The organism is Streptomyces sp. NPDC048411, assembly GCF_040704695.1.
Lineage (GTDB): Bacteria > Actinomycetota > Actinomycetes > Streptomycetales > Streptomycetaceae > Streptomyces.
Window position 1 is genome coordinate 1 of record NZ_JBEZKL010000059.1, and the last position, 24914, is coordinate 24914.

Genomic DNA, 24914 nt, shown 5'->3' on the forward strand with positions numbered 1-24914 from the left:
GACAGCGCCTTCGACCCCCCTCACGACAGCGCCTTCGACCCCCCTCACGACAGCGCCTTCGACCCCCCTCACGACAGCGCCTTCGACCCCCCTCACGACAGCGCCTTCGACGCCCCCCTCGACACGCCCCCCGACACCCCCAGCGAGCACCCCTCCGCCTCCTACGTCCTGCGTGTGAACGGCGCCGATCGCCCCGTCACTGACGCCTGGATCGGCGAGTCCCTGCTCTACGTGCTCCGCGAGCGCCTCGGCCTCGCCGGAGCCAAGGACGGCTGCTCGCAGGGCGAGTGCGGTGCCTGCAGCGTCCAGGTCGACGGCCGCCTCGTCGCCTCCTGCATGGTCCCCGCGGCCACCGCGGCGGGCAGCGAGGTCCGTACGGTCGAGGGCCTGGCCGTCGACGGCGAGCCGTCCGACGTGCAGCGCGCCCTGGCCGACTGCGGCGCCGTCCAGTGCGGCTTCTGCATCCCCGGCATGGCCATGACCATCCACGACCTGCTGGAGGGCAACCACGCCCCCAGCGAACTGGAGACCCGCCAGGCGCTCTGCGGCAACCTCTGCCGCTGCTCCGGCTACCGCGGCGTCATGGACGCCGTCAACGAGGTCATCGCGGGCCGCGAGGCGAGCGCCGAGGCCGCCACGGAGCCCGGCGCCGCCACCGCGTCCGCGGATGCGCATTCCGCCGAGGCCCGCATCCCGCACCAGGCGGCGCCGGGTGCCGGTAGTGTCCAGCCCCATCTGCAGGACGGAGGCATGGCGTGAGCAACGACGCAGCCACCGCCACCCACACGGCGCTCACCATCCCGCCGGTGGACGGCCCCGGCGCCGAGCCGCCCGTACTCGGCATCGGCGCCTCGCTGCCGCCCGCCGACACCCGTGCCAAGACCGAGGGCACGTTCCCGTACGCGGCCGACCTCTGGGCCGAGGGACTGCTCTGGGCGGCCGTGCTCCGTTCCCCGCACCCGCACGCCCGCATCCTGTCCATCGACACCACGGGCGCCGCGGGGATGCCCGGCGTACGTGCGGTCGTCACCCACGAGGACGTCCCCGGCGACGGGGCGTACGGACGCCGGGTCGTCGACCGCCCCGTCTTCGCCTCCGAACTGGTCCGCCATCACGGCGAACCGATCGCCGCGGTCGCCGCCGACCACCCCGACACGGCCCGACTCGCCGCGGCGGCGATCGTCGTCGAGTACGAGGTCCTCGAACCGGTCACCGACCCGGAGAAGGCGTTCGCCGCAGAGCCCCTGCATCCCGACGGCAACCTCATCCGCCACATCCCGCTGTGCTACGGCGACCCGGAGGTCACGGGCGACGTCATCGTCGAGGGCCTGTACCGCATCGGCCGCCAGGACCCCGCCCCGATCGGCGCCGAGGCCGGCCTCGCCGTGCCGCGCCCCGACGGCGGTGTGGAGATCTACACCGCCTCCACCGACCCGCACACCGACCGCGACCTCGCCGCCGCCTGCTTCGGCCTCGAACCGGACCGGGTGAAGATCGTCGTCACCGGCGTTCCCGGCGCGACCGGCGACCGCGAGGACCCGGGCTTCCAGCTCCCGCTCGGCCTGCTCGCCCTGCGCACCGGCTGCCCGGTCAAACTGGCCGCCACCCGCGAGGAGTCCTTCCTCGGCCACGCCCACCGCCACCCGACGCTGCTCCGCTACCGCCACCACGCGGACGCGGAAGGCAGGCTGGTCAAGGTCGAGGCACAGATCCTCCTCGACGCGGGCGCGTACGCCGACGCCTCGTCCGAGTCCCTGGCCGCCGCGGTCGCGTTCGCCTGCGGTCCGTACGTCGTCCCGCACGCCTTCATCGAGGGCTGGGCGGTCCGTACGAACAACCCGCCGTCCGGCCATGTGCGCGGCGAGGGCGCCATGCAGGTCTGCGCGGCGTACGAGGGCCAGATGGACAAGCTGGCCACCAAACTCGGCGTCGACCCGGCCGAACTCCGCCTCCGTAACTCGCTCTCGACCGGCGACATCCTCCCGACCGGCCAGACGGTGACGTGCCCCGCCCCCGTGGCCGAACTCCTGCATGCGGTCCGGGACTTTCCGCTCCCCGCGCTCCCCAAGGACTCCCCGGAGGACGGCTGGCTGCTTCCCGGCGGCCCGGAGGGCGCAGGCGAACCCGGTGCCGTACGCCGGGGCGTCGGCTACGCACTCGGCATGGTCCACATGCTCGGAGCCGAAGGCGCGGACGAGGTCTCCACCGCCACGGTCAGGGTCCACGACGGCGTCGCCACGGTCATCTGCGCCGCGGTCGAAACCGGCCAGGGCTTCAGCACCCTGGCCCGCCAGGTCGTCCAGGAGACCCTGGGCATCGAAGAGGTCCACGTGGCCGCGGTCGACACCGACCAGCCCCCGGCGGGCCCGTCCACGCACGGCCGCCACACCTGGGTCTCCGCCGGAGCGGTGGAACGCGCCGCCAAGATGGTCCGCACCCAGCTCCTCCAGCCCCTGGCACACAAGTTCGGCATGTCCACCGAGCTGCTCCAGATCACGGACGGCAAGATCACCTCGTACGACGGGGTGCTGTCCACGACGGTCACGGAGGCGATGGACGGCAAGGAACTCTGGGCCACCGCCCAGTGCCGCCCCCACCCGACCGAGCCGCTCGACGAGTCCGGCCAGGGCGACGCGTTCGTCGGCCTCGCCTTCTGCGCGATCCGCGCGGTCGTGGACGTCGACATCGAACTCGGGTCGATCCGCGTGGTCGAGATGGCCGTGGCCCAGGACGTGGGCCGGATCCTCAACCCGTCCCAACTGGTGACCCGTATCGAAGCAGGTGTCACCCAGGGCATCGGCGCAGCCCTGACGGAGAACCTCCGCACGACCCGCGGCGTGATCCGCCACCCCGACCTCACGGGTTACGCCCTCCCCACTTCCCTTGACGCCCCCGACATTCGCATCGTCAAGCTTGTCGAAGAACGAGACGTGGTGGCCCCGTTCGGCGCCAAGCCGGCCTCGGCGGTCCCGGTGGTGACCTCCCCCGCAGCAGTGGCCGCAGCAGTACGAGCCGCCACCGGCCGCCCGATCAACCGCCTCCCGATCAGGCCCCAGGCGGCGGTGGCGGCCCCCAAGTCCTGAGCCCTCCCTGCACGGATGGTGTGCTCCGGGTTGCGGAGGCAACCCGGAGACGTCCCAGGGCGAGTTGGAGCCGGGGGGAGCGGTCGGAGGCGGAGGCGAGGGGCACCCCCGCCGTCGTCGCCCACCACCCCGAAGAGGGCACGATCGCACCGTCCACCGGAGCGATGCGCGTCGCGGTGACGACGCCCGTCAACGGTCCGGCGTCCGCAGACGTATGACAGCCGGCCCCTCGTGCCGCCGGCACGAGGTCCGGTCGCGATCCCACGCGGCTCGTTCACCGAGGCGATACGCGCGGTGCCCGCAGGGATGCGGACCACCCGGGCCCTGTACCAGGCGGCGGGGGAGATGCGGAAGCTGGCGCAGTCGTACGCGTTCTCGGCATCGCAGATGGACAGCCAGGAGAAGCCGGCATTCCCGCCGCCAGGGGTGATCGTGCCGGAGCGAGCAGGTGGCTTCGGCGACGCCGGCGTGTCTGCTGAAGCTCAAGTCGACGCGCGACGGCCGGACCAGCAGCACGACGTACGTGGACTTCGGCAAGGAGAAGACTGTGCCCAGCAGGTGTGAACCCTCCTCCGGGGAGGGCTGGGCTGTGCGAGCCCGTACAGCGGCCCCGTGGAGGAGAAACCGATACGGTTGTCGGGTCGGTGGCCGCATTCTTCGGACAGGCCGGCCAGCAGGGAACTATGTGGGGGAGTTCGTGTCGTTCGACGAGGAATGGGCCCAGCTGCGCGATGCGGCGGCCGCGCGCCGGAGTGCCATGCAGATCAACAGCGTTCCGGCCGAGGGAGGGGGTGGCGGGTCCGCCGATCTGGTGGTCAACCGGGACTCCCTCGGCGCCATCGGGAATGACGCCTACGACCTGCGGGTGCGGTTGTCGAAGCAGGGCGACCACGCCCGGCCCGCCACGTTCGACGCGGCGATCGCGCTGACCAACGGTAACTTCGCGAGCGGTTCGGCGGTGCTCAAGGTGCACGACAACTGGAAGACCCACCTGAAGACGCTGCTGGATTCTTTGGCGCACATTTCGAATCACCTGGATTACACGAAGGCCCAGCACGCGAAAGACGAAGTGAAGGTCGAGGGAGATCTGGCGCCGATCTCCAAGCTCACGGAATACATGAAGTAGGGTCGGGGGACTCCGGGCATGCTCAAGTACGAGGACATAGTCGACGCCCCGGTGGCGAAACTGAAGGCCGCAGCGGACGACTGGGCCAAGATGGCCGGCGACTTGGAGAAGCTGGCCACCGACGCCGCCGACGGGATGAAGGTCAAGTCGGACAAGGCGGAGTGGGAGGGCCTCAACGCGGGGGTCACCAAGGCGTTCGTCACCAAGACGGCCAGGGAGTTCGCGGACGCCGCAGCCGAGGCCAAGGGCGTGAAGATGATCCTCGAAGAGGGTCACGCGGCCATCAAGAAGGCCATGGACGACCTGATCAACATCCGGGACCACGAAGGACCCGCGGCCGGGATCAAGGTGGACGGCGCGGGCAAGGTCAGCGCCCGCCATCCGGTCGAGGACATCCCTCCCGCCCAGCGGGCCCACGACCCCGACTACCCCGAACTGCTGCGGCAGCAGAAGGAGAACATCGCCGCCTGGCAGAAGAAGATCGACCTGATCGTCGAAAACTGCAACGACACCGACGTCTCCTTCAAGAACTCCCTCGAAGCGGACGTCACCGACCGCAAGGACTTCAGCGCCCCGAAGTTCACGAAGATGGACCAGGAGGAGGCCCACCGGGCCGCCGCACTGGCCGCCAAGGGCCGCGACATCACGCACACCGAACTCCAGGCCCTCAACGAACTGCTGAAGGACAACAGTAATTCCGTGGAGTTCTCGAAGTCCTTCTACGAGAAGCTCGGCCCGGAGAAGTCGCTGACGTTCTTCGGACAGCTCTCCACGGACACGTACGAGTACGGCAAGGTGGACAAGCAGCGGCTCAAGGACGTCCAGGAACTCCAGAAGAACCTGGGCCTCAACCTGGCCACCGCCTCCCACGACAAGGAGTTCACCGAGAAGTGGGGGCCCGAGCTGCGCAAGATGGGCACGGAACGCATCCCGCTCGCGAAGCACGACTACAACGGGCCGTTCGGCTACCAGCTGCTTGGCGGGATCATGCGGTACGGGAACTACGACGCGAAGTTTCTCAACCCGATCGCCGAGCACGTGGCGCAGCTGCACCAGAAGGACCCGTACATGTTCGCCGACAACAAGATGGTGAACAGCCCGTTCAAGAACCCGTTCAACCCATCCGGTGTGAACGGGGCGGGCTACGACCCGGCCACCGCCATGCTGGAGGCACTCGGCAACAGCCCGGAGGCGGCGAAGAAGTTCTTCACCGACGAGCCGACCGCGTACAACGAGGACGGCACGGTCAACCACGGTGCCAAGGCCGACCTCGGCAAGGGGATCGACAACTACCTCGACTTCTTCGGGAACGAGAAGTGGGAGTCCTTCCCGGACGTCAACTCCCTCGACCAGGACGAGCTCAAGGCATCGCTCGACCAGATGCCCGACGCCTTGGGTCACGCCCTGGAGGCCGCGACCCTCGGCTACCCGGCCGGGGACCCGGACGCGGGCGTGGTGCGGGACGCGGACAACGCCGCGGTCATGCAGCAGGTCATAGAGAAGTACGGAGCGGACGCCGGCCTGCTCAAGGAGCACGAGGCGATGGCCGACAGCCTGGGCACCATGGGCGCCGGCTACATCGACGACATCAACTGGGCGCTGGAGAAGAACGACGCGAACAGCCCCTTCGCGCCGGGCAAGAACCCGGACGGCCACCTCGACTTCGCGGACACCCAGGACGAGAACGGCCGGAGCGTCGTCCGGGGCTTCCTCAGCACCCTGGGCCAGCACCCGGACGCCTACGCGACGGTGTCGGCGGCGGAGCAGGTCTACACCCGCAGCGTGCTGGAAGGCCAGGTGGGCGCCGACGGGAAGATCGACACCGGCGCGGCCAGGGCGACCGTGCACACGGGTTCCGAGGTGCAGGGCATGCTCGATCAGTCCCGGGCCGACCAGGTCGAGGCCACGAACCTCAAGACCCACGAGGACTACGAGAAGGCGGTGGCCAAGCGGGCGGGGTGGGTCGAATTCGGTGCCGTGGCCGGTGTGGCCGCGGGCGTCGCCTTCCTGCCCGCGACCGCGGCCGTGGGCACGGCGGCGGTCCTCATCCCGCTGGCCACCGACACGGCCGCTGGTGGCCTCGAACAGGTCATCGGCCAGGTGGTCGGCGACATCGCCGATAACTCCGTGGACGAGCACAAGGAGAAGGTCGAGGAGCTCACCCGGGAGGAGAAGACCAAGGTTTACTCTGCGGGCGAGAGCCTGGCCGAGTCCCCGATGGAGGAGTTCATGCGGCAGCACGGCGTGACCCCCGACAGCGAGTTCGGACAGGACCTGAAGGAGTCCATGAGGATCGGCTACGCGACGGGCAACGACCGCGAGAACCAGCAGGGCAACGACCCGGAGACCGGCTGAGCCCGGTGGGAGGGCCGATGACCGGGAGTGCCGATGAACACAGAAGGAGGCAGATGGTGATCAGTCGTAGGACCCGGCGTACGGGCCTCCGCGGGGCGGCCCTGACCGGCTCCCTACTCCTCGGGGCCGCGGGCTGCTCGGGAGGGGGCGACGGGGCCGTGAAAGAGCCGGACGCGACGGTGGCAGCCGGCGCCCTCTGCGGTGGTTCCGCCGTGTCCCCAGGCGCGGCCGAGGCGCTGAAGACGATCACCGGGTCCTCGCGGTTCGAGGCGTCGGGCGAGACATCCACGGTCGCCCATGCCGCGAAGGAGCTGACTGAGAGGTTCACGTCCTCCGCCACCGGTGACGGGGAGGTCTGCCGCGTGTACACGGCCCGGGACGAGCTCCGTATCACCTGGCAGCTGTTCAGCAGCGCACCCGTGGACGATCCGGCGGCGAAGTTCAGCGTGCTGGACATGGGGGAGCGGGCGCTGGCCGCGCCGGACGGCGCGTTCCTCCGGTTCGCCTGCCGCAGCGGAAAGGTGCCCGGTTCCGGCCCGGCCCATATCGACATCGGCGTCGAGCGTGGGGGCATGCCCAAGGAACCCGAGGGCGACCCCGAGGCACTGAAGGACGCCTACGCGACCGTCGCCCACTCCTTCGCCCTGGCCATGGCGAAGCAACTGGGCTGCGAGAACAACGGAGGGCTGAAGGCGAAACCCTCCCTGGACCCGGTGTGAACCGGCCGCCGGTACAGCGAAACGGCCGCCCCCGCACGGTGGGGGCGGCCGTTTCCGCTTCGGCCTTCCGCCCGCCCGGCGCACCGCCCTGTCGCCCACCGGGGACCGGATCCCCGATGTGCTGAGCGCCGCCGAACCATGACCATGGACGCATTCCGCGGAAGGACCGGCAGCTGACGGTCACCTCCCCTACCCGCGCCCGGCTCACCCCTCCTCCGGCGCCAACTGCGCCATCACCAGCCCGTACAGCAACTCCACGTCCACGAACTCCCCTTGCCGTGGTGCCCCGCACCGCCAGCTCAGCGGGTACGTGTTGCCGTCCGGTGCGGGGATTCCCACGTCCTGGTCCCGGGCGGCCGGCCCGAAGCACGTGGCGCCCGGCGGCCAGTCGTACTCCTTGCTCGACCCGGGCGGGATCAGGAAGTACGTCCACCGGGCGCCCGCGACCTCCCGTACGACCGGGCCCGGTTCGCCTTCGGTGAGCGTCCCGAGGTGCTGCAGCACTGCCTCGCCCCGTACGCCCCGCAACCGGATGGCGTCGAAGTGGATGCCGGTCAGGTGGAGTTGGAGGCCTGCGGCGGGTACCCATTCGGGGCGTTTTTTACTCGTCATGACCCCAAGCGTCCAGGCCGCTGCATAGCGTGACCAGGAGGGCACGGTCCACATCGACGCGATCTGGGGAGGGAGGTGGTGGCTGTGGGGGCGAGTGGTGAGCCGTCGCAGGTCCGGCGGCTCGTGGGCGAACTGATCCGTATCCACCGGGTGCGGGCCGGGCTCACGCAGAAGGACGCGGCGGACCAGCTGTTGATCTCGGAGTCGCTGATGGGCGCGGTCGAGCGGGCGGAGCGCATTCCGTCGCTGGAGCTGCTGGCCGACGCGGACCGGGTGTTCGTCGCGGACGGTGCGCTGAAGGCGTGCATCGAGCTGATCGACGAGGAGAAGTACCCGGCGAAGTTCCTGGACTGGGCGCGGCTGGAGCGGCAGGCGCGGGTCATCAGCGCGTACGAGACGATGCTGATCCCGGGGCTGCTCCAGACGGAGGCGTACGCGTACGCCCTGTACCGGGCGCGCAAACCCGCGTACACCGAGGACGAGATCGTCCGGCACGTCGAGGCTCGGCTGGAACGACAGGCCGTGCTGATGCGCAAGCCTCCGCCCTACGTCGGGTTCGTCGTCGAGGAGTCGATCCTGGGCCGGACGCTCGGTGGCGCTGAGGTGTTGAAGGAGCAGTTGCTGCATCTGCTGGAGTGCATGCGGCGGATGAACCACCTGACGGTGCAGGTGATGCCGTCGGATCAGCACACGCACGCGGGGTTGAACGGGCCGATGCAGTTGATGTGTACGGCGGAAGGCCGCAATCTGGTCTTCGCGGAGAGCCAGGGCGGCGATAGGTTGATCTCCAGGCCGGAGCACGTGGGTGACACGTTCGACCTCTTCGGCATCCTGCGGGCCCAGGCGCTCACCCCCTGGAAGTCGGCTGAGATCATCGAAACGAAGGCGAGGCAACTGTGACCACCGGTCCCGAGCTCTCCTGGTTCACGTCCAGCTACAGCAACAACGAGGGTGGCGCCTGCGTCGAAGTCGCCTACGACTGGCGCAAGTCCAGCTACAGCGGCAACGAGGGCGAAGCCTGCGTCGAGGTCGCCACCTGCCTCCACACCATCCACGTCCGCGACTCGAAGGTCACCGACGGCCCCACCTTCGCCGTCGCCCCGGCCGCCTGGACCGCTTTCCTGGCGGGTGCCGTCGCGGGATGACCTCGGGATTGCTTCGCGCTGCCGCCGACTCCGGCAGCCAGGAGTTCGCCGGAAGCCATCGAGCCGGCCGTGCGGGAGCCTGCCTGCGCTCCACATGGAACAGGCCGAGCGTTCGCAAGTCCCGGTAACTACGGCCCTTTGTGCGAGGCCACGATGCGAGCGGACCAGGTCCCGGGGACGGCCGGACAGCTCCGGCCGCGCCCCAGGACCTGGTCGAACTGTGCGTCGTACGCGGGATGGTCAGCGCACGCCCACCGCGCGGATGAGCTCCTGCTTCACCGAGCCGCCCCGGTCGTCGCTCACGCCCGCCCGCAGCGAGACGGACTTCGCGCCGCTCGGGACGCGCAGCTCACCATTCCAGGAGGCGTCGCGCGACGAGCTCAGCGCGACGTTCGTCCAGGTCGCCCCCTCGTCGTAGGAGACCTCCAGGGAGCCGCTGTTGAGGACACCGGTGTCCGGCGCGCCCTTCACGTACTCGCCGTAGATCCGTACGGGCACCCGGCTGCCGCCCCGGGCGTCGCCGACGAGGTCGGTGTCGAGGTCGAAGCCGAGGTTGATCAGCGGCAGGACGGTCCACCGGTCGGCCGGGGTCTCCTTGGAGCGGATGGTCCACTCGGAGTGGCCCTTGGTGCCGAGCCGCCAGCGGTCCGGGTCGAGCGTGGTGTCGGTGACGACCTTGTAGGTGGCCTCCTCGGCGGGGGCCTTCCGGGCGTAGGCGCCGGAGCTCTTCCTGCGGTCGACCCGCTCGCCGTTGACGTACACCTCGGTGTACTGACTCACCGTCGGGTCGTTCCACACGTCGCCGAAGCCGGTGTGGTCCGGTCCGGAGTCGCCCCAGCCGGGCGTGTTGAACTGCAGGTCGTTGCCGGCGCGCTGCTGACCCCAGCCGAGGCCGGTGCCGAGCCACGGGTGCCAGACCGGCTTGAACCACTCCAGGTCGACCTTGCTGCCGCCCCGGTAGGACGGGAGGCCGCCGCGCTCCTCGAGCGAGTTCTGCCCCAGGTCGACGGACTCGTGCCAGCGCTGGCCGGTGCCGGTGGAGACGTACTCGGTGCGCTCGGTCGGGAAGACGATCCACTCCTTGAAGCCGAAGCCGTACCGGAAGGTGTCGGTGATCGAGAAGCGGAACTCGCCGCCGAGCTCCTTCTTGGCCGTCGGCATGTAGTACTTCGAGTGGATCGTGGCGAGTTCGTCCTTGCCGGGCCGGAAGACGAGGTCCGTGCCGATGGCGCCGGGGTGCCCCTCGGAGAGGTCGTAGGTGTACGGGGTGAAGCGGGTGCCCGTCAGGTCGAGAGCCTTCCCGCGGGCCGCGGCGGCCGCGAGCCTGGCGGCGTCGGCCGCGTTCACGGTGGCGACGGCGAGCGGCCGTTCCTCGCCGTCGGCGGTGCCGAACGAGGCCATCAGCCGGCCGGGCTTGTCGTCGGTGACGAACAGGGCCTTGGCGCCGGCGTCCTGGGCGGTCTGGGCGAGCTGCTGGGTGTCGGCGCCCTCGGTGCGGCGGACCAGGACCGCCTTGCCGGTGACGTCCTTGCCGGCGTACTCCGCGGCGGTGCCGGTGCCCGCGTCGACGACGCCGAGGCGGTGGCGGCCTTCGAGGAGGGTGGTGCCGCGCTGCGGGGTGGCGTCGGAGAGCTGGACGCCGCCCGCGGCGGCCTCGAGCAACGGCTTGCCGAGCCGCCAGACCGTCCGGTACTCGAAGGAGCCGGTGGCGGGCTTGGTGGTGGGCGCGGCGAAGACCGAGTCGTACTTCGGCGGGACCTGGACGGCGCCGCCGAAGGAGGCCCCGTTGGCCTTGCGGTCGAACTCCATCAGGAGCTGCCGGGTCTCGGTGCGCTTGTCGACCTCGGCGCGGATCTCACGCAGTTGGCGCCCGTCGAGGGTGATCTCGCGGTCGCGGTCGAGGACGATCTCCGGATCGGTGAGGAAGCCGAGGCCGAGGGAGTCCTTGCCGTGCGAGCCGCGGACGTCGAGGAAGGTGTCGACGGTGTACGTGCCGGGCTTCAGGCGCAGTTGGACGGTGCCGGACTCGCCGACGGCCGCCGGGAACGGGTCTTCGTCCGCTACCAGGTGCTGCACCACGAGCCAGGCGGGGGTGGGGGCGCCGTCGCGGTCCTTGACATGGATGGTGAGGTTGTAGCGTTCCTCCTCCTTGACCAGGCCGAGCGCGGTGTGCGCGACGGGCGTGCCGCCGGAGGTGGCGGTGATGCGGCCGGAGGTGGTGCCGGCGGGGGCCTTGGCGCCGTCGCCGGTGACGGTGGTCTGCGCGGTGCCGTGGGCCGGGACGGTGAGGGTGGTGTCGGCGAGGGCGGCGGTGCCCTCCGGCATGCCCTCGACGGCCAGGTTCAGCTCGACGGGCGCGTCGGAGGAGTTGGTGTATGTGACGGTCTTCGTCACGGGCTTGTTCGTCTCGTACGGCCAGGAGTAGAAGCCCAGGTCGGCGGAGCCGGTGGCGGTGACGTTCGCGGAGATCGCGGCAGCCACGTCGACCCGGCCCGCGCCGAGGGCGTACGAGGACGCGGTGAGCGTCTTGGAGCTGGACATGAGGGCGTTCTTGAGCTGGGCGCCGGTCCAGTCGGGGTGCCGCTCGGCGAGGAGCGCGGCGACGCCCGCGACATGCGGGGTCGCCATCGACGTACCGCTCTTGGAGGTGTAGAGGCCGCTGCCGCTGACGAGCTGGGAGCGGGCGGCGAGAATGGCGACACCGGGGGCGGAGATGTCGGGCTTGAGGGCCTGGTCGCCGTAGCGGGGGCCCTGGCTGGAGAAGTAGGCGGCGCGGTCGGCGGAGTCGACGGCGCCGACGGTGAGCGCGGAGTCGGCGGCGCCGGGGGAGCCGATGGAGCCCGGGGCGCCGGAGTTGCCGGCGGCGATGACGAAGAGGGCGCCGGTCTCGGCGGAGAGGGTGTTCACCGCCTGGGCCATGGGGTCGGTGCCGTCGCTGGCCTCGCTGGAACCGAGGCTCATCGAGACGATCTTCGCGTCGATGTCCCGGGCGGCCCACTCCATGCCGGCGATGATCTGCGACTCCGAGCCGAAGCCCTGGTCGCTGAGGACCTTGCCGACGGCGAGGGTGGCGCCGGGGGCGACGCCCTGCTCCTTGCCCGCGGAGCCCGCGCCGCTGCCGCCGACGGTGGAGGTGACATGGGTGCCGTGGCCGTTGCGGTCGGCGACCTCCTGGCCCTCGATGAAGGACCTGGTCTCGGCGACCCGTCCGGCGAGGTCGGGGTGGGAGAGGTCGGCGCCGGTGTCGAGTACGGCGACCTTGACGCCCTTGCCGGTGAGGCCGGCCTCCCATGCCTTGGGGGTGCCGATCTGGGCGTTGGAGTCGGCCATGGCGGACTTGACCCGGGCGTCGAGCCAGACCTTCACGGCACCGGCCGAGCGGGCGCCGGGGCGGGCGGAGTCGGTGAACTCGCGCCAGAAGGCTGCTGGTTCGGTTGTTCGTAAGGCCGCGCCGCCGATGCTGGGCAGGGCCCGGACGGTCTTGGTGCCGCGCGGGGCGACGGCGGTGCGGGCACCCTTGCCGTGCGTCACGATCAGCGGCAGATCGCCGGTGATGCCCTGCTCGACGAGGCCGGTGACGTCGAAGAGCCGCCGGTCGAGGACACCGGCCTCCAGGTAGGGGCGGGCCTCGTCGGGTATGACGGTGACCCTGCCGTTCACGGTCTCGTTGCGGACGGCCCCGGTGGCGCCCTTGGCCCGGTCGACGGTGACGGTCTTCCGGTCGCCGCCGAGGTCGGTGAGGGTGACGCGGTCACCGGTGATGAGGGTGACGGTGGTGCTCGCGCCCTGGGCCCCGGTGAAGGTGGCCGGTACGGACGCGGTGTCTGGAGCGGTATCGGACGCGGCGGCGGTCTGCCCTGCTGAGAGCAGCACCAGGGAGAGCCCTGCGGCGAGCAGGGCGGCTCTTCCTCCTGCGGAAGGTCTGATCACGACGCACTCCTCGGACGCCCGGGGGAAGAGGTGGTTCCGGGCGTCGCGGTGAGTCTGGGCCGTGGGACGGGAGTTGAAGCCTGTCGGGCGTGGCGGGTATGTGTAATGGCGGCCAACCGCCAGTAGCTGCAGCCCTGTTGGCAACCGTATGCCGGTCGGGCGTCGCAATGAGTCAGGCGTCGCAACGAGTCGGGTGGCGCGCGGATCGGGGCCGGGAGCGGTTACGGGGCCGGGTGGACGGTCGAGGCGTTGGACCGGGTGCCGCGGGAGGAGATGCCGCGGATCGGGCTCTGGTCGAACACGACCGGGCAGAGCGTGGAGCAGACGGTCGACACGGTCCTCGCGGGGCTGGGGCGGGTGCGGATGGTGGAGAGCTGAACCGATCGCAGCGCCGACACTACAGACCTTATGTCTTATTTAGTGATACTTCCCCTATGGTTGGTACGGTAAGGCACCTTGAGGAGGAGTCAGTCGCATGAGCAATCTTTTCGTCATCGCCTACGACGATCTCGCCACCGCCAACCAGGTCCGGGACAAGTTGCTGTCCATGAACCGCGAGCACCTCGTCGAGTTGGAGGACATCGTCGTCGTCGAGCGGCGTGAGAAGGACGGCAAGATCAAGCTGCATCAGGCCGTCAGCCACGTGGGTGCCGGTGCCGCGGGCGGCGCGCTGTGGGGGAGCGTCATCGGGCTGCTCTTCCTCGTGCCGTTCCTCGGTGCCGCGGTGGGCGCCGCGGCCGGCGCTGCCGGAGGGTCCGCCATCGACACCGGTGTCAACGACGACTTCATGAAGGAACTCAGCACCAATCTCCGGCCCGGCGCCGCCGCCGTCTTCGTGCTCGTCAAGAAGTCCGTCCGCGACAAGGTCGTCCCCGAGATCGTCAAGTTCGGCGGTCAGCTCGTGCAGACCTCGCTCAGCAACGAGGACGAGGCGCACCTGCGGGAAATGATGAAGGAAGGGTTCAAGGCAGAGCCGACGACCGCCTCCTGATCTCCGGACCATACGAGAGAAGGCGACTGCCCGCGCCGCGCGCAGGGTGGTCGCCTTTCGTATGGGGGGACCCGGTGCAGATCAGGTTCCCCGCGGAGGTACGCCGTCCTTGTCGAACTCGGCGAATCCAAGCCGGTACCCGAGGACGTCGCCGACCGCCGCGGGCCGGGCCGCAACGCGACTGCCATGTTCCGTTCACGATCGGCTCCGCGGTCCTACGACCGACGGACGAGTGGCGGACCGTCTCGCGACAGGGGCCACATAAGATCTTGGCCCTTACTCTTGGGCTCATGAGTGCCCTGGAACCACGAGACGCCGGTACCGATGCCGGCACCGCCGTCGAAGCGGCGATACCGGTCACGCCCGCCGAATCCGAAGGGGTGCTCGGCCGGACCTATCGGGCGCTCAGCATCGGCATCGTCTCCGTCGTCTTCCTGATCGCCTTTGAGGCGACCGCCGTGGGGACCGCGATGCCGGTCGCCGCCCGTGAGTTGCACGGCATCCCGCTCTACGCGTTCGCGTTCTCCGCGTACTTCACCACCAGCCTGTTCGCCATGGTCCTGTCCGGGCAGTGGGCGGACCGGCGCGGGCCGCTGGCGCCGCTCGCCACCGGGATCAGTGCGTTCGGGGCCGGGCTGCTGCTGTCGGGTACGGCGGGCAGCATGTGGATGTTCATCGCCGGGCGGGCCGTGCAGGGGCTCGGCGGCGGGCTGGTGATCGTGGCGTTGTACGTGGTGATCAGCCGGGCCTATCCGGAGCAGCTGCGGCCGTCGATCATGGCCGCGTTCGCGGCGAGCTGGGTGATCCCGTCCGTCGTCGGGCCGCTCGCCGCCGGGAGCGTGACCGAGCACCTGGGGTGGCGGTGGGTCTTCATCGGCATCCCCGTGCTCGTGGTGTTCCCGCTGGCGCTCGCGCTGCCCGCGATCCGGCGCCGGGCGTCGGGGCCGGCCGATCCGGCGGCACCCGTCGAGCCGTACGACCGGCGCCGCATCGTGCTCGCGCTCGGGGTCTCGCTGGGGGCGGGGCTGCTCCAGTACGCCGGGCAGGAGCGGAACTGGTTCGCGCTGCTTCCGGCCGCCGTGGGCGTCGCTCTGCTCGTTCCCGCCGTGCGGGGGTTGTTGCCCCCGGGTACCGGCCGGGCGGCGCGTGGGTTGCCCTCGGTGGTGCTGCTGCGCGGGGTGGCGGCCGGTTCATTCATCGCCGCCGAGTCGTTCGTACCGCTGATGCTGGTGACCCAGCGCGGGCTGAGCCCGACGATGGCCGGGCTCTCGCTCGCGGCCGGGGGCGGGACCTGGGCGCTCGGTTCGTACGTACAGTCCCGGCCGCGCCTGGAGCCGTACCGGGAGCGCTTGATGGTGGGCGGCATGGTGCTGGTCGCCGCGGCGATCGCGGCCGCGCCGTCCGTGCTGATCGACTCGGTGCCGGTCTGGACCGTGGCCGTGGCCTGGGCCTTCGGGTGTTTCGGCATGGGCATGGTGATCGCATCGACGAGTGTGCTGCTGCTGAAGCTGTCGGCGCCGGAGGAGGCGGGGGCGAATTCGGCCGCTCTCCAGATCTCCGACGGGCTGTCGAACGTCCTGTTGCTGGCCGCGGGCGGGGCGGCCTTCGCCGCGCTCGGCGGAGGTGCGGTGGGGGCCGTGCACGCGGCGGCGGAGGCAGGGGCTGCCGGGTCCCATCCGGGGGCCTTCGCGGTGGTCTTCCTGCCGATGGCGGGGGTGGCGCTGGTGGGGGCGTGGGTCGCCGGCCGGGTGCGGGAAAAGGCGTAGTACCGCGTGGTACCACGGCGTACCGTTCAGGGGTGGCTGGTCTGAATCTGCGGTTCACCGACGAGGAACTAGACGCGCTGCGTGCCCGTGCCGAGGCGGAGGGGCGCAGCATGCAGGCATTCGCCCACGATGCGGTGATGACCGCCATCGACGCGCACACGCGTCTCTTCGACGAGGCGGCGGATCACGTGCTGAGAGTGAGCGAGGAGCTCAACAGGAGGCTGGCCTGATGAAGTACCTGACCCTCCCGGAGCAGCTGACCCTCGCGCAGCGTCTCGGGACCGCCGAGGTGCGCGACTACGGTCTGATCGATTCGGCGTTGGCCCGGCCGAAGGCAAGTGTTTTCGGCCAGGACGCCTATCCGGACGTCTGGCAGAAGGCCGCGGCACTGATGGAGTCCCTGGCGCGCAACCATGCGCTCGTGGATGGCAACAAGCGCATCGCCTGGTACGCGACCTGGGTCTTTCTGCACATGAACGGGCATCCGCTGAGCCCCGAGTTCGATGTGGACGAGGCCGAGGAGTTCGTCCTGGACGTGTGCCAGGGCGCCCTCGACATGCCCAGGATCGCCGCGAAACTGCCCCGATTCGCCGTGTAGCCGAACCCTGCGAAGAGGGTCTCAACGGGGACGCACCACGGCTCGTTCGTACGGGGCTCCGGCCGGCCCCCCGGTAAGGTGGCCCGGTTGTCGTATCACGTACGAGCCCCTCCCGGCCCGTACGGGCAACGCCCCACGTACCCGAGAGCCCCGAACCGGAGACCGTGACTACTACCGCCTCCCACCACCTCTCACCCGCCTATCCCGGCCGCGCCCCCTGGGGCACGGCCGGCAAGCTGCGAGCCTGGCAGCAGGGCGCCATGGAGAAGTACATCCAGGAGCAGCCGCGTGACTTCCTCGCGGTCGCCACGCCCGGCGCGGGGAAGACCACCTTCGCGCTGACCCTCGCGTCATGGCTGTTGCACCACCACGTCGTGCAGCAGATCACCGTCGTCGCGCCGACCGAGCACCTGAAGAAGCAGTGGGCGGAGGCGGCCGCCCGGATAGGGATCAAGCTCGACCCCGAGTACAGCGCCGGACCTGTGAGCAAGGAGTACCACGGGGTCGCGGTCACGTACGCCGGTGTCGGTGTCCGCCCGATGCTGCACCGCAACCGGTGCGAGCAGCGCAAGACCCTCGTGATCCTGGACGAGATCCACCACGCCGGTGACTCGAAGTCCTGGGGCGAGGCGTGTCAGGAGGCGTTCGACCCGGCGACCCGGCGGCTCGCGCTGACCGGTACGCCGTTCCGGTCCGACACCAACCCGATTCCGTTCGTCGCGTACGAGGAGGGGAACGACGGGATCCGGCGCTCCTCGGCCGACTACACCTACGGCTACGGGAACGCGCTCGCCGACGGCGTCGTCCGCCCCGTGATCTTCCTCAGCTACAGCGGCAACATGCGCTGGCGCACCAAGGCCGGTGACGAGATCGCCGCCCGGCTCGGCGAGCCGATGACCAAGGACGCCATCGGCCAGGCGTGGCGGACCGCCCTGTCGCCGACCGGGGACTGGATCCCCAATGTGCTGGCCGCCGCCGACAAGCGGCTGACCGAAGTGCGTAAGGGCATTCCGGATGCGGGCGGGCTCGTGATCGCCACCGACCAGGAGTCCGCGCGCGAGTACGCCAAGATCCTCAAGAAGGTCACGGGCGAGAAGGCGACCGTGGTCCTCTCCGACGAGAAGGCCGCGTCGAAGAAGATCGACAAGTTCAGCGAGGACGACTCGCGGTGGATGGTCGCGGTCCGGATGGTGTCGGAGGGCGTCGACGTGCCGCGTCTCGCGGTCGGTGTGTACGCCACCACCATCTCGACCCCGCTCTTCTTCGCCCAGGCCGTCGGGCGCTTCGTGCGGTCGCGTCGGCGCGGCGAGACCGCTTCCGTCTTCGTGCCGACCATCCCGATGCTCCTCGACTTCGCCAACGAGATGGAGGTCGAGCGCGACCACGTCCTCGACAAGCCCAAGAAGGGGAGCGACGAGGAGAACCCGTTCTCCGAGGAGGACAAGCTCCTGGCCGACGCGGAACGCCTGGAGGACGAGGAGACCGAGGACCAGCTGCCGTTCGAGGCGCTGGAGTCCGACGCGGTCTTCGACCGGGTGCTGTACGACGGTGCCGAGTTCGGCATGCAGGCGCACCCGGGCAGCGAGGAGGAGCAGGACTACCTGGGGATTCCCGGGCTGCTCGAACCCGACCAGGTGCAGTTGCTGCTGCAGAAGCGGCAGACCCGGCAGATCGCGCACAGCAGGCAGAAACCGGCCGGGGAGGCCGATCTGCTGGAGAAGCCGGCGGAGGCCCGGCCGGTGGTCACGCACAAGCAGCTGCTGGGGCTGCGCAAGCAGCTCAACACGATGGTGTCGGCGTACACGCACCAGAGCGGCAAGCCGCACGGGGTGATCCACACCGAGCTGCGGCGGGTCTGCGGAGGGCCGCCGAGCGCGGAGGCGACGGCGGGGCAGATCCAGCAGCGGATCAAGAAGGTGCAGGAGTGGGCCACCCGGATGAGGTGAGTCCGCTCGTGTCAGGTGCCGGCCCGGTACGGGGACAGAGATCCTCGTGCCGGGCCGGCGTCGTCCGGTCGCCGGGTCAGGCCGCCGGGGCCGGCGGGGTGTGTCCGTGAGCCTCCAGCGAGAGGTCCTGCCAGTCGGCCCAGGTCTTGAGCCGGTCGGTGTAGACCTGCTGGACGACCTGGTTGCCCTGCGTGCCGAAGAACACGCGCAGGGGCGGGTTTTCGGAGTCGACGATCTTGAGGAGTGCCCGGCCCGCGGCAGCCGGGTCGCCGAAGTCGAGCGTCTTCGCGAACGCGGCGAAGCTCTCGCGGAGACCGTCGTAGAGCGGGTCGGCCGGGGCGTGGACGGCGGAGGCCATCGCGTCGGTGGCATACGAGCCGGGCTCGACCAGGGTCACCTTGATGCCGAAGCCGGCGACCTCTTGGGCGAGGGATTCGCTCAGGCCTTCGAGGGCCCACTTGGAGGCGCAGTATCCGCCGCTGAGCGGAAATGCGGAGACGCCGCCGACCGAGGAGATCTGGATGATGTGCCCTCCGCCCTGCTCGCGCAGGTGGGGCAGCGCGGCCTGGACGACCCACACCGCGCCGAACAGGTTGGTCTCCAACTGGTCGCGCAGGTCCCGCTCGGTCAGCTCCTCGACAGCGCCGGACAGGCCGTAGCCTGCGTTGTTCACGATGATGTCGAGGCGGCCGAAGTGCTCCTTGGCACGCTTCACGCTCTCGTGGACGGCGGCCTCGTCGGTCACGTCCAGCTCAAGCGGGAGCACCGCCTCGCCATAGGCGGCGACCAGCTCATCAAGGTGTTCGGGGTTCCGGGCGGTCGCGGCCACCTTGTCGCCGCGGGACAGGGCGGCCTCGACGAAGTTGCGGCCCAGGCCGCGGGACGAACCGGTGACGAACCAGACCTTGCTCATGATGTCCATCCGTTCTTTCTGCGGTGACGGTTACAGCCGTGAGGGGCGAGGCGGGGGTCGATCCTGCGACTGGGCGGCCGGCGGGCAGCGTCGTCCAGGAAGCGGTGCAACTCCCTTACGGTTGTGGGCGGATATACCTCTGTGACGAGACAGCCCGGGGAGCTGTGACGTGGATGAATGTGACGCGCGTCTCCCCGTCGCGCCGCGGCGCAGACTCCCGGCGTCGCCCTTACCGCTGCCCCGGCGTCTCCTTCGGCCCCACTCCTGACGGGTTCCAGCGGCTGGGCCATGAAGATCCGAACGTCGGCAGGTCCCGGCTGCCGAACGTGGTGATCTTCATGACCTCCACCCTTCCGGCCAACCAACCGTTCGGGATGTGCTTAGTACACAGCAGTGGGTCCAGGACTCACTCATGCGCACTGGACAGGAACGGTTGTCAGGTCCGCCGGATCGCGGCGATGTCGAGCTCAAGCGTCACCTTCGCGCTGACCAGAAGTCTGGTCGCGGCGTTCCAGTTCACGCCCCAGTCGTTGCGGTCGATCGTGACGCCGCCCTTGAAATTGACCCGAGCGCCGCCCCGTGGGTCGTTCTCTGCGCCGGTCAGCTCGAAGTCCACGGTGACCGGCTTGGTCACACCGCGGATGGTCAGGTCACCGGTGACCCTGAAGTCGGTGTCGGCGAGCTGTTGCACCGTGGTCGAGGTGAAGACGAGGGTGGGGTGGTGGTCCGTGTCCAGGAACGTGCCGCACAGGTGGTCGTCACGCCGCTGGTCGCGGGTCTTGATGCTCTTCGCCCGGATCGTGAGCCGGACACTGGACTTCGACGGATCGTCGCCGTCGAAGTGCGCACCGCCCTCGAACTCGTCGAACTGGCCACGCACCCTGGTGGCCATCGCGTGCCGGGCGACGAAGCCGATCCGCGTACGGGTGGTGTCGAGCACGTAGCCGCCGGTCAGATCGCTGAGTGTGGTCATGGTTGACATGCTGGGTCGCTCCTGGTGGGAAAACGGGTAGTTGATCTCTCGGTCCGGAACGGTCACGACTCGCGGACGGACCCGGGCGCCGGGTGGGATGCCGAGCCCGCCAGCGGGGAGGTGTCGAAGTACCTGACCTCATAGCGGCGTTCGGTGAACTTCCAGCCGTCCTGGGTGCGCCGGTAGCGGTCGTGGTACAGGGAGTAGTTCAGGTGTGAACTGCCGTCGCGCATGCGCCCGAACTCCGCGACATAGGCACGGCCGACCGCGGTGTCGCCCTCGATCCGGACCGTGCCCGGGTGCACGGTTTGCACGAAGTACTCCCAGTGATCCTGCAGCCTCTCGATTGCGGCGCGGATCTCCGTCCGGCCGACGAACTCGACGGGGATGTGGGGCATCCGCCACGCGCCGTCGTGGGTGAACAGCAACGCGAAGCGGTCGTAGTCGTGCATCATCCCCGCGTCGGTGAACTCGCCGCGCAACGCCTCGATCTCGACGCGATCCGCAAGGGCCTGAAGGTCGGTCATGGCGCCATGGGGCCTTCCTGTTCGATGGCTGGTGTTCGTCTCAGCAGTACGACGAGACGACCGCCCGGAATGTGAGGTCGACGTACCGCCTCACATTCCGAGGGGGTGCCTCGTCGTACTGGTGTGAGCAGATGCGACCAAGGAGAGCCGGTAACACCATGAACACCTTGTCCGAGCCGGAAGCCGGTGGGCTCGATCCGGGCCTGAGCGCGATCATGAGCGAGCGGCATCAGCTGATCGGCGTGGCGTACCGGCTCCTCGGTTCGCTGGCCGATGCCGAGGACGTCGTACAGGAGACCTACGCGCGCTGGTACGCGATGTCCCGGCAGCAGCAGGAAGCCATCAACCGTCCCGGTGCCTGGCTGGCGAAGGTCGCCAGTCGCATCTGCCTCGACGTGCTCGGCTCGGCACGGGCCAGGCGCGAGAGCTACGTGGGCGAATGGATCCCCGAGCCGCTGCCCGGACGTCCGGAGTGGATCAACGAGAGGCCGGGCGACACCACGGTCGACCCGGCCGAGAGGGCCACCCTCGATGAGTCGGTCCACATGGCCTTCCTCGTCGTCCTCGACTCGATGACCCCGGCCGAGCGCGTCGCGTTCATCCTGCACGACGTCTTCCGCTACTCCTTCGCCGAAGTGGCCGAGGTCGTCGGCCGCACTCCGGCCGCATGCCGCCAGCTGGCCTCCTCGGCCCGCCGACGCATCCGTGCGTCGCAGGCTCCCGAGGCTACGGCGGCTCGGCGTGCCGGCATCGTCCGGGAGTTCAAGCGGGCTTGGGAAGCCAAGGACATCGACGCGCTCATCGGCCTGCTCGACCCCGATGCCTGCGCGATCGGCGATGGTGGCGGCCTCGTCAGCGCCGAGTTGCGCCCCGTCGAAGGCGACGGGCAGATCGCGCGTTACCTGGTCGATCTCGTCGGCATGGCCCCCGACCTGACGATCGTGGAGCGCACGGTCAATGCTCAGGCCGGTCTGACGGTGCAGCAGGACGGCGTCACCGTGGCGGTGTTCGCGTTCGACGTCACAGGCGACCGGATCGCGCACATCTGGGCTGTCCGGAACCCCGAGAAGCTCCGGCCCTGGACGGCGCAGACGGCATAGTCGTCGATCCGGCCGGCGCGGATCGTCCGCGGGATTGCCTCTCGTGTCACAGGCGGGCGGGTTGTCTCGTCTCGGTTCTCAGAGACAGGTTCTGATCAGAAGGGTGATGATCATGCGGGTGTTCGTGGCAGGGGGGACCGGTGTCCTCGGGCGGCGGCTGGTGCCGCAGCTGGTGGCGCGGGGGCACCAGGTGACGGCGACGACGACGAGCGCGACCAAGCTGGGCCTGCTGCAGCGGCTGGGCGCGGACGGCGTCGTCATGGACGGTCTGGACGCGGCATCGGTCGGTGAGGCGGTGGCCCAGGCGCAGCCGGACACGATCGTGCATCAGATGACCGCCATCGCGGGCAAACCCGACATGAAGCACATGGACCGCTGGTTCGCCACCACCAACCGGCTGCGTACCGAGGGGACGGACCACCTGCTTGCCGCCGCTCAGGCGACCGGCGTGTCCCACGTCGTCGCGCAGGGGTATGCGAACTGCAACGGCATCCGTGAGGGCGGCTGGGTGAAGACCGAGGAGGACCCGCTGGACCTGATGGCAGGTACGTCCGCGGCCCCTGGCATGGCGGCGATCCGCCATGTCGAGGAGAGGGTCGTGGGGGCCGGCGGCGCGGTCCTGCGCTACGGCGGGCTCTACGGGCCGGGCGCCACCGACGACCAGGTCGAGTTGATCCGGAAGCGGCAGTTCCCGCTGGTGGGGCGCGCCACCGGCTACAGCTCATGGGTGCATCTCGACGACGCGGCGAGGGCCACCGTCCTGGCCGTGGAGCAGAAGGCGAGGGGCGTGTTCAACATCGTCGACGACGAGCCGGCCCCGGCCGCCGAGTGGCTGCCGTTCTTGGCGGCGTGTGCGGGGGCGAAGCGGCCGATGCGGGTTCCGGTCTGGCTGGCCCGGCTGCTGGCCGGGGAGGTGGCCGTGGTGATGATGACCGAGGGACGTGCCTTCTCCAATGCCAAGGCCAAGCGGGAACTCGGCTGGCAGCTGCGCTACCCGTCGTGGCGGCAGGGCTTCAAGGAGGAGCTGGTGTGACCCGGGCAGAGGAGTTCGAGGAACTGCGGCCGCTGCTGTTCTCGATCGCCTACCGGATCCTGGGCAGCGTGAGCGAGGCCGAGGACGCGGTCCAGGAGACCTGGCTGCGCTACGAGGGCTCGCCTGCGCAGCCGGTCTCGGTCAGGGCGTTCCTGGCGGCTGTGGTGACCCGGGTCTCGGTCGACGTGCTGCGCTCGGCCCGGGTGCGGCGGGAGGAGTATGTCGGGGCGTGGTTCCCCGAGCCGCTGCTGACCGACCCCTACGAGGATCCGGAGCGCTCCGCGGAGCTGGCCGACTCGGTGTCGATGGCGGCGCTGTTGCTGCTGGAGCGGCTCAGCCCGCTGGAGCGTGCGGTGTTCGTGTTGCGGGAGGTGTTCGGGTTCGGGTATTCGGAGGTCGCGTCGGCGGTGGGGCGTTCGGAGGCGGCATGCCGCCAGCTCGCGGTGCGCGCCCGCCGCCACATGGACGCCGGGCGCGCCCGGTTCGAGGCCGACCGGAAGGAACGTGAGGCACTCACCGAGCGGTTCTTCGAGGCCTTCCGGGAAGGGGACGTCGACGGGCTGTGCGAACTCCTCGCCGCCGACGTGCAGATGGTCGGCGACAGCGGCGGCAAGGCCCCGCTGTGGGGCACGGGCGTCATCGGCGCCGAGAAGGTGGCCCGGCTGCTCGCCGCGCTCGTCGCACCGTTCGCCCGGATCGGCGGCGTTGTGGAGCCGCATGAGGTGAACGGCCAGCCGGGTGCGATCTTCCGCGACCGGGACGGCAGGGTCATCAACACCTGGACGCTCGACGTCCTCGACGGACAGATCCAGACCATCCGCACGGTGCTCAACCCCGACAAGCTCGGGCACGTGGGTCCGGTGGCGGACGCCTGGTCGGTCCTGCGCGAGGCGTACCAGGCTCGCCGGCTCGCGGACTGACCGCATACGGGAGCGGTCGAGCAGGCCGACGCCCCGGCCGAGGAGGTCGTGGACCGTGTGCCGCGCCCCGGCGGCGTCCGCCCACAACGCTCAACGGAGCAGCGTTGAAAAATTCAACATGCATTCACCGTGAGTTTGGGGGATCGCGTGGAGCGTCGCAATGGCGTCGGTCGACGTGAACGCGCGTAGATGTTCCGGATTCGGCCGGCGCCGCGCTGACCGGCGCTTACGCTTCTGCGGCACCGGCCGCTCTTCCGCATGCGCCCGGATTCTGAACGAGGTCTTCCGCTCAGCGGACTGGCTCGCTACTGTCCCCGAAAAGTGAACGCCCCGTGGCAGCGCCGCCGCGGAGCGCAGCCGGTGCCTTGGCCGCCGGCGGCATCTCCGTGCGTCGCCGCTGGGACCGGCGACGCAACCTCCGTGAGGGTGCCGCCACTCACCGAAGAGGAGAGGGCGTCGTGACCGCGGAGACCTCCCAGACGCTCGACCGGGGACTGCGTGTCCTCAAGCTGCTCGCCGACACCGACCACGGGCTGACCGTCACCGAGTTGTCCAACAAACTCGGCGTCAACCGCACCGTTGTCTACCGGCTGCTGGCCACACTGGAGCAACATGCCCTGGTGCGCCGCGACTTGGGTGGCAGGGCCAGGGTGGGACTCGGCGTGCTGCGCCTGGGCCGCCAGGTGCATCCGCTGGTACGGGAGGCTGCGCTGCCCGCGCTGCGGTCCCTGGCCGAGGACATCGGAGCCACCGCCCACCTGACGCTGGTCGACGGCAGCGATGCGCTGGCGGTTGCCGTCGTCGAACCGACCTGGACCGACTACCACGTGGCCTACCGGGCCGGCTTCCGTCACCCGCTCGACAAGGGCGCCGCGGGCCGGGCGATCCTGGCCGCACGGGCGAAGCCGATGTCCGAGCCGGCGTTCACGCTCACGCACGGCGAGCTGGAAGCGGGCGCGAGCGGCGCGGCGGCGGCCCTGATCGGGGTCACGGGCGTGGAGGGCAGCGTGGGTGTGGTGATGCTGGCGGACGCGATACCGGAGCGGGTCGGCCCGCGAGTCGTCGACGCGGCGCGCGAGGTCGCGGACGCCTTGCGGTAGTACCGGGGTCGTCCGGTGGCCGCTTTGTCCTCCGCCGCCGGACGGGCCGGATCGTGTTCGGGCGGGCTGCGTCCGTG

Annotated in this window: 22 protein-coding genes; 17 read left to right on the forward strand and 5 right to left on the reverse strand. The window is 70.1% G+C overall.

The features are described from left to right. The 5 genes from AB0915_RS21265 to AB0915_RS21285 all read left to right on the forward strand — a co-directional run. The coding region (locus AB0915_RS21265; RefSeq protein WP_366692569.1) for a (2Fe-2S)-binding protein at positions 1-759 on the forward strand (759 nt) is incomplete at its 5' end. Beyond that, complete coding sequence (locus AB0915_RS21270) at positions 756-3083, forward strand: molybdopterin cofactor-binding domain-containing protein (RefSeq protein ID WP_366692570.1); 2328 nt, start codon at positions 756-758, stop codon at positions 3081-3083. The genes AB0915_RS21265 and AB0915_RS21270, both read left to right, overlap by 4 nt. Before the next feature lie 697 nt (positions 3084-3780). Further along, entirely contained in the window at positions 3781-4209 is a 429-nt protein-coding gene (locus tag AB0915_RS21275; protein ID WP_366692571.1) for a hypothetical protein, read from the forward strand. An 18-nt stretch (positions 4210-4227) separates the two neighbouring features. Beyond that, entirely contained in the window at positions 4228-6564 is a 2337-nt protein-coding gene (locus AB0915_RS21280; RefSeq protein WP_366692572.1) for a hypothetical protein, read from the forward strand. Between the two features lie 53 nt (positions 6565-6617). Next, positions 6618-7283 (forward strand): hypothetical protein, encoded by a 666-nt coding sequence (locus AB0915_RS21285; RefSeq protein ID WP_366692573.1) that lies wholly within the window; start codon positions 6618-6620, stop codon positions 7281-7283. Positions 7284-7487: 204 nt separating this feature from the next. Here the strand turns inward: AB0915_RS21285 and AB0915_RS21290 are convergent, their stop codons facing one another. Continuing rightward, complete coding sequence (locus AB0915_RS21290; RefSeq protein ID WP_366692574.1) at positions 7488-7895, reverse strand: hypothetical protein; 408 nt, start codon at positions 7893-7895, stop codon at positions 7488-7490. 84 nt (positions 7896-7979) lie between these two features. On the opposite strand from AB0915_RS21290, the gene AB0915_RS21295 reads away from it, so the two are divergent. Then, entirely contained in the window at positions 7980-8795 is an 816-nt protein-coding gene (locus AB0915_RS21295) for a helix-turn-helix transcriptional regulator (RefSeq protein ID WP_366692575.1), read from the forward strand. Next, on the forward strand, positions 8792-9040 hold the full coding sequence (locus AB0915_RS21300; RefSeq protein ID WP_366692576.1) for a DUF397 domain-containing protein: 249 nt from the start codon (positions 8792-8794) through the stop codon (positions 9038-9040). The genes AB0915_RS21295 and AB0915_RS21300 overlap by 4 nt, the downstream gene beginning before the upstream one ends. A 240-nt stretch (positions 9041-9280) precedes the next feature. Here the strand turns inward: AB0915_RS21300 and AB0915_RS21305 are convergent, their stop codons facing one another. Further along, on the reverse strand, positions 9281-12970 hold the full coding sequence (locus AB0915_RS21305; protein WP_366692577.1) for a S8 family serine peptidase: 3690 nt from the start codon (positions 12968-12970) through the stop codon (positions 9281-9283). Positions 12971-13219: 249 nt separating this feature from the next. On the opposite strand from AB0915_RS21305, the gene AB0915_RS21310 reads away from it, so the two are divergent. The 6 genes from AB0915_RS21310 to AB0915_RS21335 all read left to right on the forward strand — a co-directional run bounded on the left by AB0915_RS21310 (position 13220) and on the right by AB0915_RS21335 (position 18271). Further along, on the forward strand, positions 13220-13348 hold the full coding sequence (locus AB0915_RS21310) for a hypothetical protein (protein WP_366692578.1): 129 nt from the start codon (positions 13220-13222) through the stop codon (positions 13346-13348). A 97-nt stretch (positions 13349-13445) separates the two neighbouring features. After that, positions 13446-13961 (forward strand): DUF1269 domain-containing protein, encoded by a 516-nt coding sequence (locus AB0915_RS21315; RefSeq protein ID WP_366692579.1) that lies wholly within the window; start codon positions 13446-13448, stop codon positions 13959-13961. 290 nt (positions 13962-14251) lie between these two features. Then, positions 14252-15727 carry an MFS transporter gene (locus AB0915_RS21320; protein ID WP_366692580.1) on the forward strand — a complete coding sequence of 492 codons (1476 nt, stop codon included), beginning with the start codon at positions 14252-14254 and terminating at the stop codon, positions 15725-15727. A 32-nt stretch (positions 15728-15759) separates the two neighbouring features. After that, the gene (locus tag AB0915_RS21325) at positions 15760-15957 is read left to right on the forward strand and encodes a hypothetical protein (RefSeq protein ID WP_366692581.1); all 198 of its coding nucleotides are present in this window, start codon (positions 15760-15762) and stop codon (positions 15955-15957) included. After that, a complete protein-coding gene (locus tag AB0915_RS21330; protein WP_366692582.1) occupies positions 15957-16325 on the forward strand; it encodes a Fic family protein in 369 nt (122 codons plus the stop codon). The genes AB0915_RS21325 and AB0915_RS21330 overlap by 1 nt, the downstream gene beginning before the upstream one ends. 164 nt (positions 16326-16489) lie before the next feature. Next, complete coding sequence (locus AB0915_RS21335) at positions 16490-18271, forward strand: DEAD/DEAH box helicase (RefSeq protein ID WP_366692583.1); 1782 nt, start codon at positions 16490-16492, stop codon at positions 18269-18271. Between the two features lie 76 nt (positions 18272-18347). On the opposite strand, the gene AB0915_RS21340 is transcribed toward AB0915_RS21335, so the two are convergent. The 3 genes from AB0915_RS21340 to AB0915_RS21350 form a co-directional block, all read right to left on the reverse strand. After that, a complete protein-coding gene (locus tag AB0915_RS21340) occupies positions 18348-19184 on the reverse strand; it encodes an SDR family NAD(P)-dependent oxidoreductase (RefSeq protein ID WP_366692584.1) in 837 nt (278 codons plus the stop codon). Positions 19185-19620: 436 nt separating this feature from the next. Next, complete coding sequence (locus tag AB0915_RS21345) at positions 19621-20157, reverse strand: YceI family protein (RefSeq protein ID WP_366692585.1); 537 nt, start codon at positions 20155-20157, stop codon at positions 19621-19623. A 62-nt stretch (positions 20158-20219) separates the two neighbouring features. Continuing rightward, positions 20220-20684, reverse strand: coding sequence for a nuclear transport factor 2 family protein (locus AB0915_RS21350; protein ID WP_366692586.1), 465 nt, complete (start codon positions 20682-20684; stop codon positions 20220-20222). A 158-nt stretch (positions 20685-20842) separates the two neighbouring features. Here AB0915_RS21350 and sigJ point away from each other — a divergent pair, with 158 nt between their 5' ends. The 4 genes from sigJ to AB0915_RS21370 all read left to right on the forward strand — a co-directional run bounded on the left by sigJ (position 20843) and on the right by AB0915_RS21370 (position 24837). Beyond that, positions 20843-21784, forward strand: coding sequence for an RNA polymerase sigma factor SigJ (gene sigJ, locus AB0915_RS21355; RefSeq protein ID WP_366692587.1), 942 nt, complete (start codon positions 20843-20845; stop codon positions 21782-21784). Positions 21785-21890: 106 nt separating this feature from the next. Further along, the gene (locus AB0915_RS21360) at positions 21891-22817 is read left to right on the forward strand and encodes an NAD(P)-dependent oxidoreductase (RefSeq protein WP_366692607.1); all 927 of its coding nucleotides are present in this window, start codon (positions 21891-21893) and stop codon (positions 22815-22817) included. After that, a complete protein-coding gene (locus tag AB0915_RS21365; protein WP_366692588.1) occupies positions 22814-23737 on the forward strand; it encodes an RNA polymerase sigma-70 factor in 924 nt (307 codons plus the stop codon). Before AB0915_RS21360 ends, AB0915_RS21365 begins: the two co-directional genes overlap by 4 nt. Before the next feature lie 458 nt (positions 23738-24195). Beyond that, positions 24196-24837: a helix-turn-helix domain-containing protein gene (locus tag AB0915_RS21370; protein WP_366692589.1), complete on the forward strand. Its 642-nt coding sequence runs from the start codon at positions 24196-24198 to the stop codon at positions 24835-24837. Positions 24838-24914: the final 77 nt, after the last annotated feature.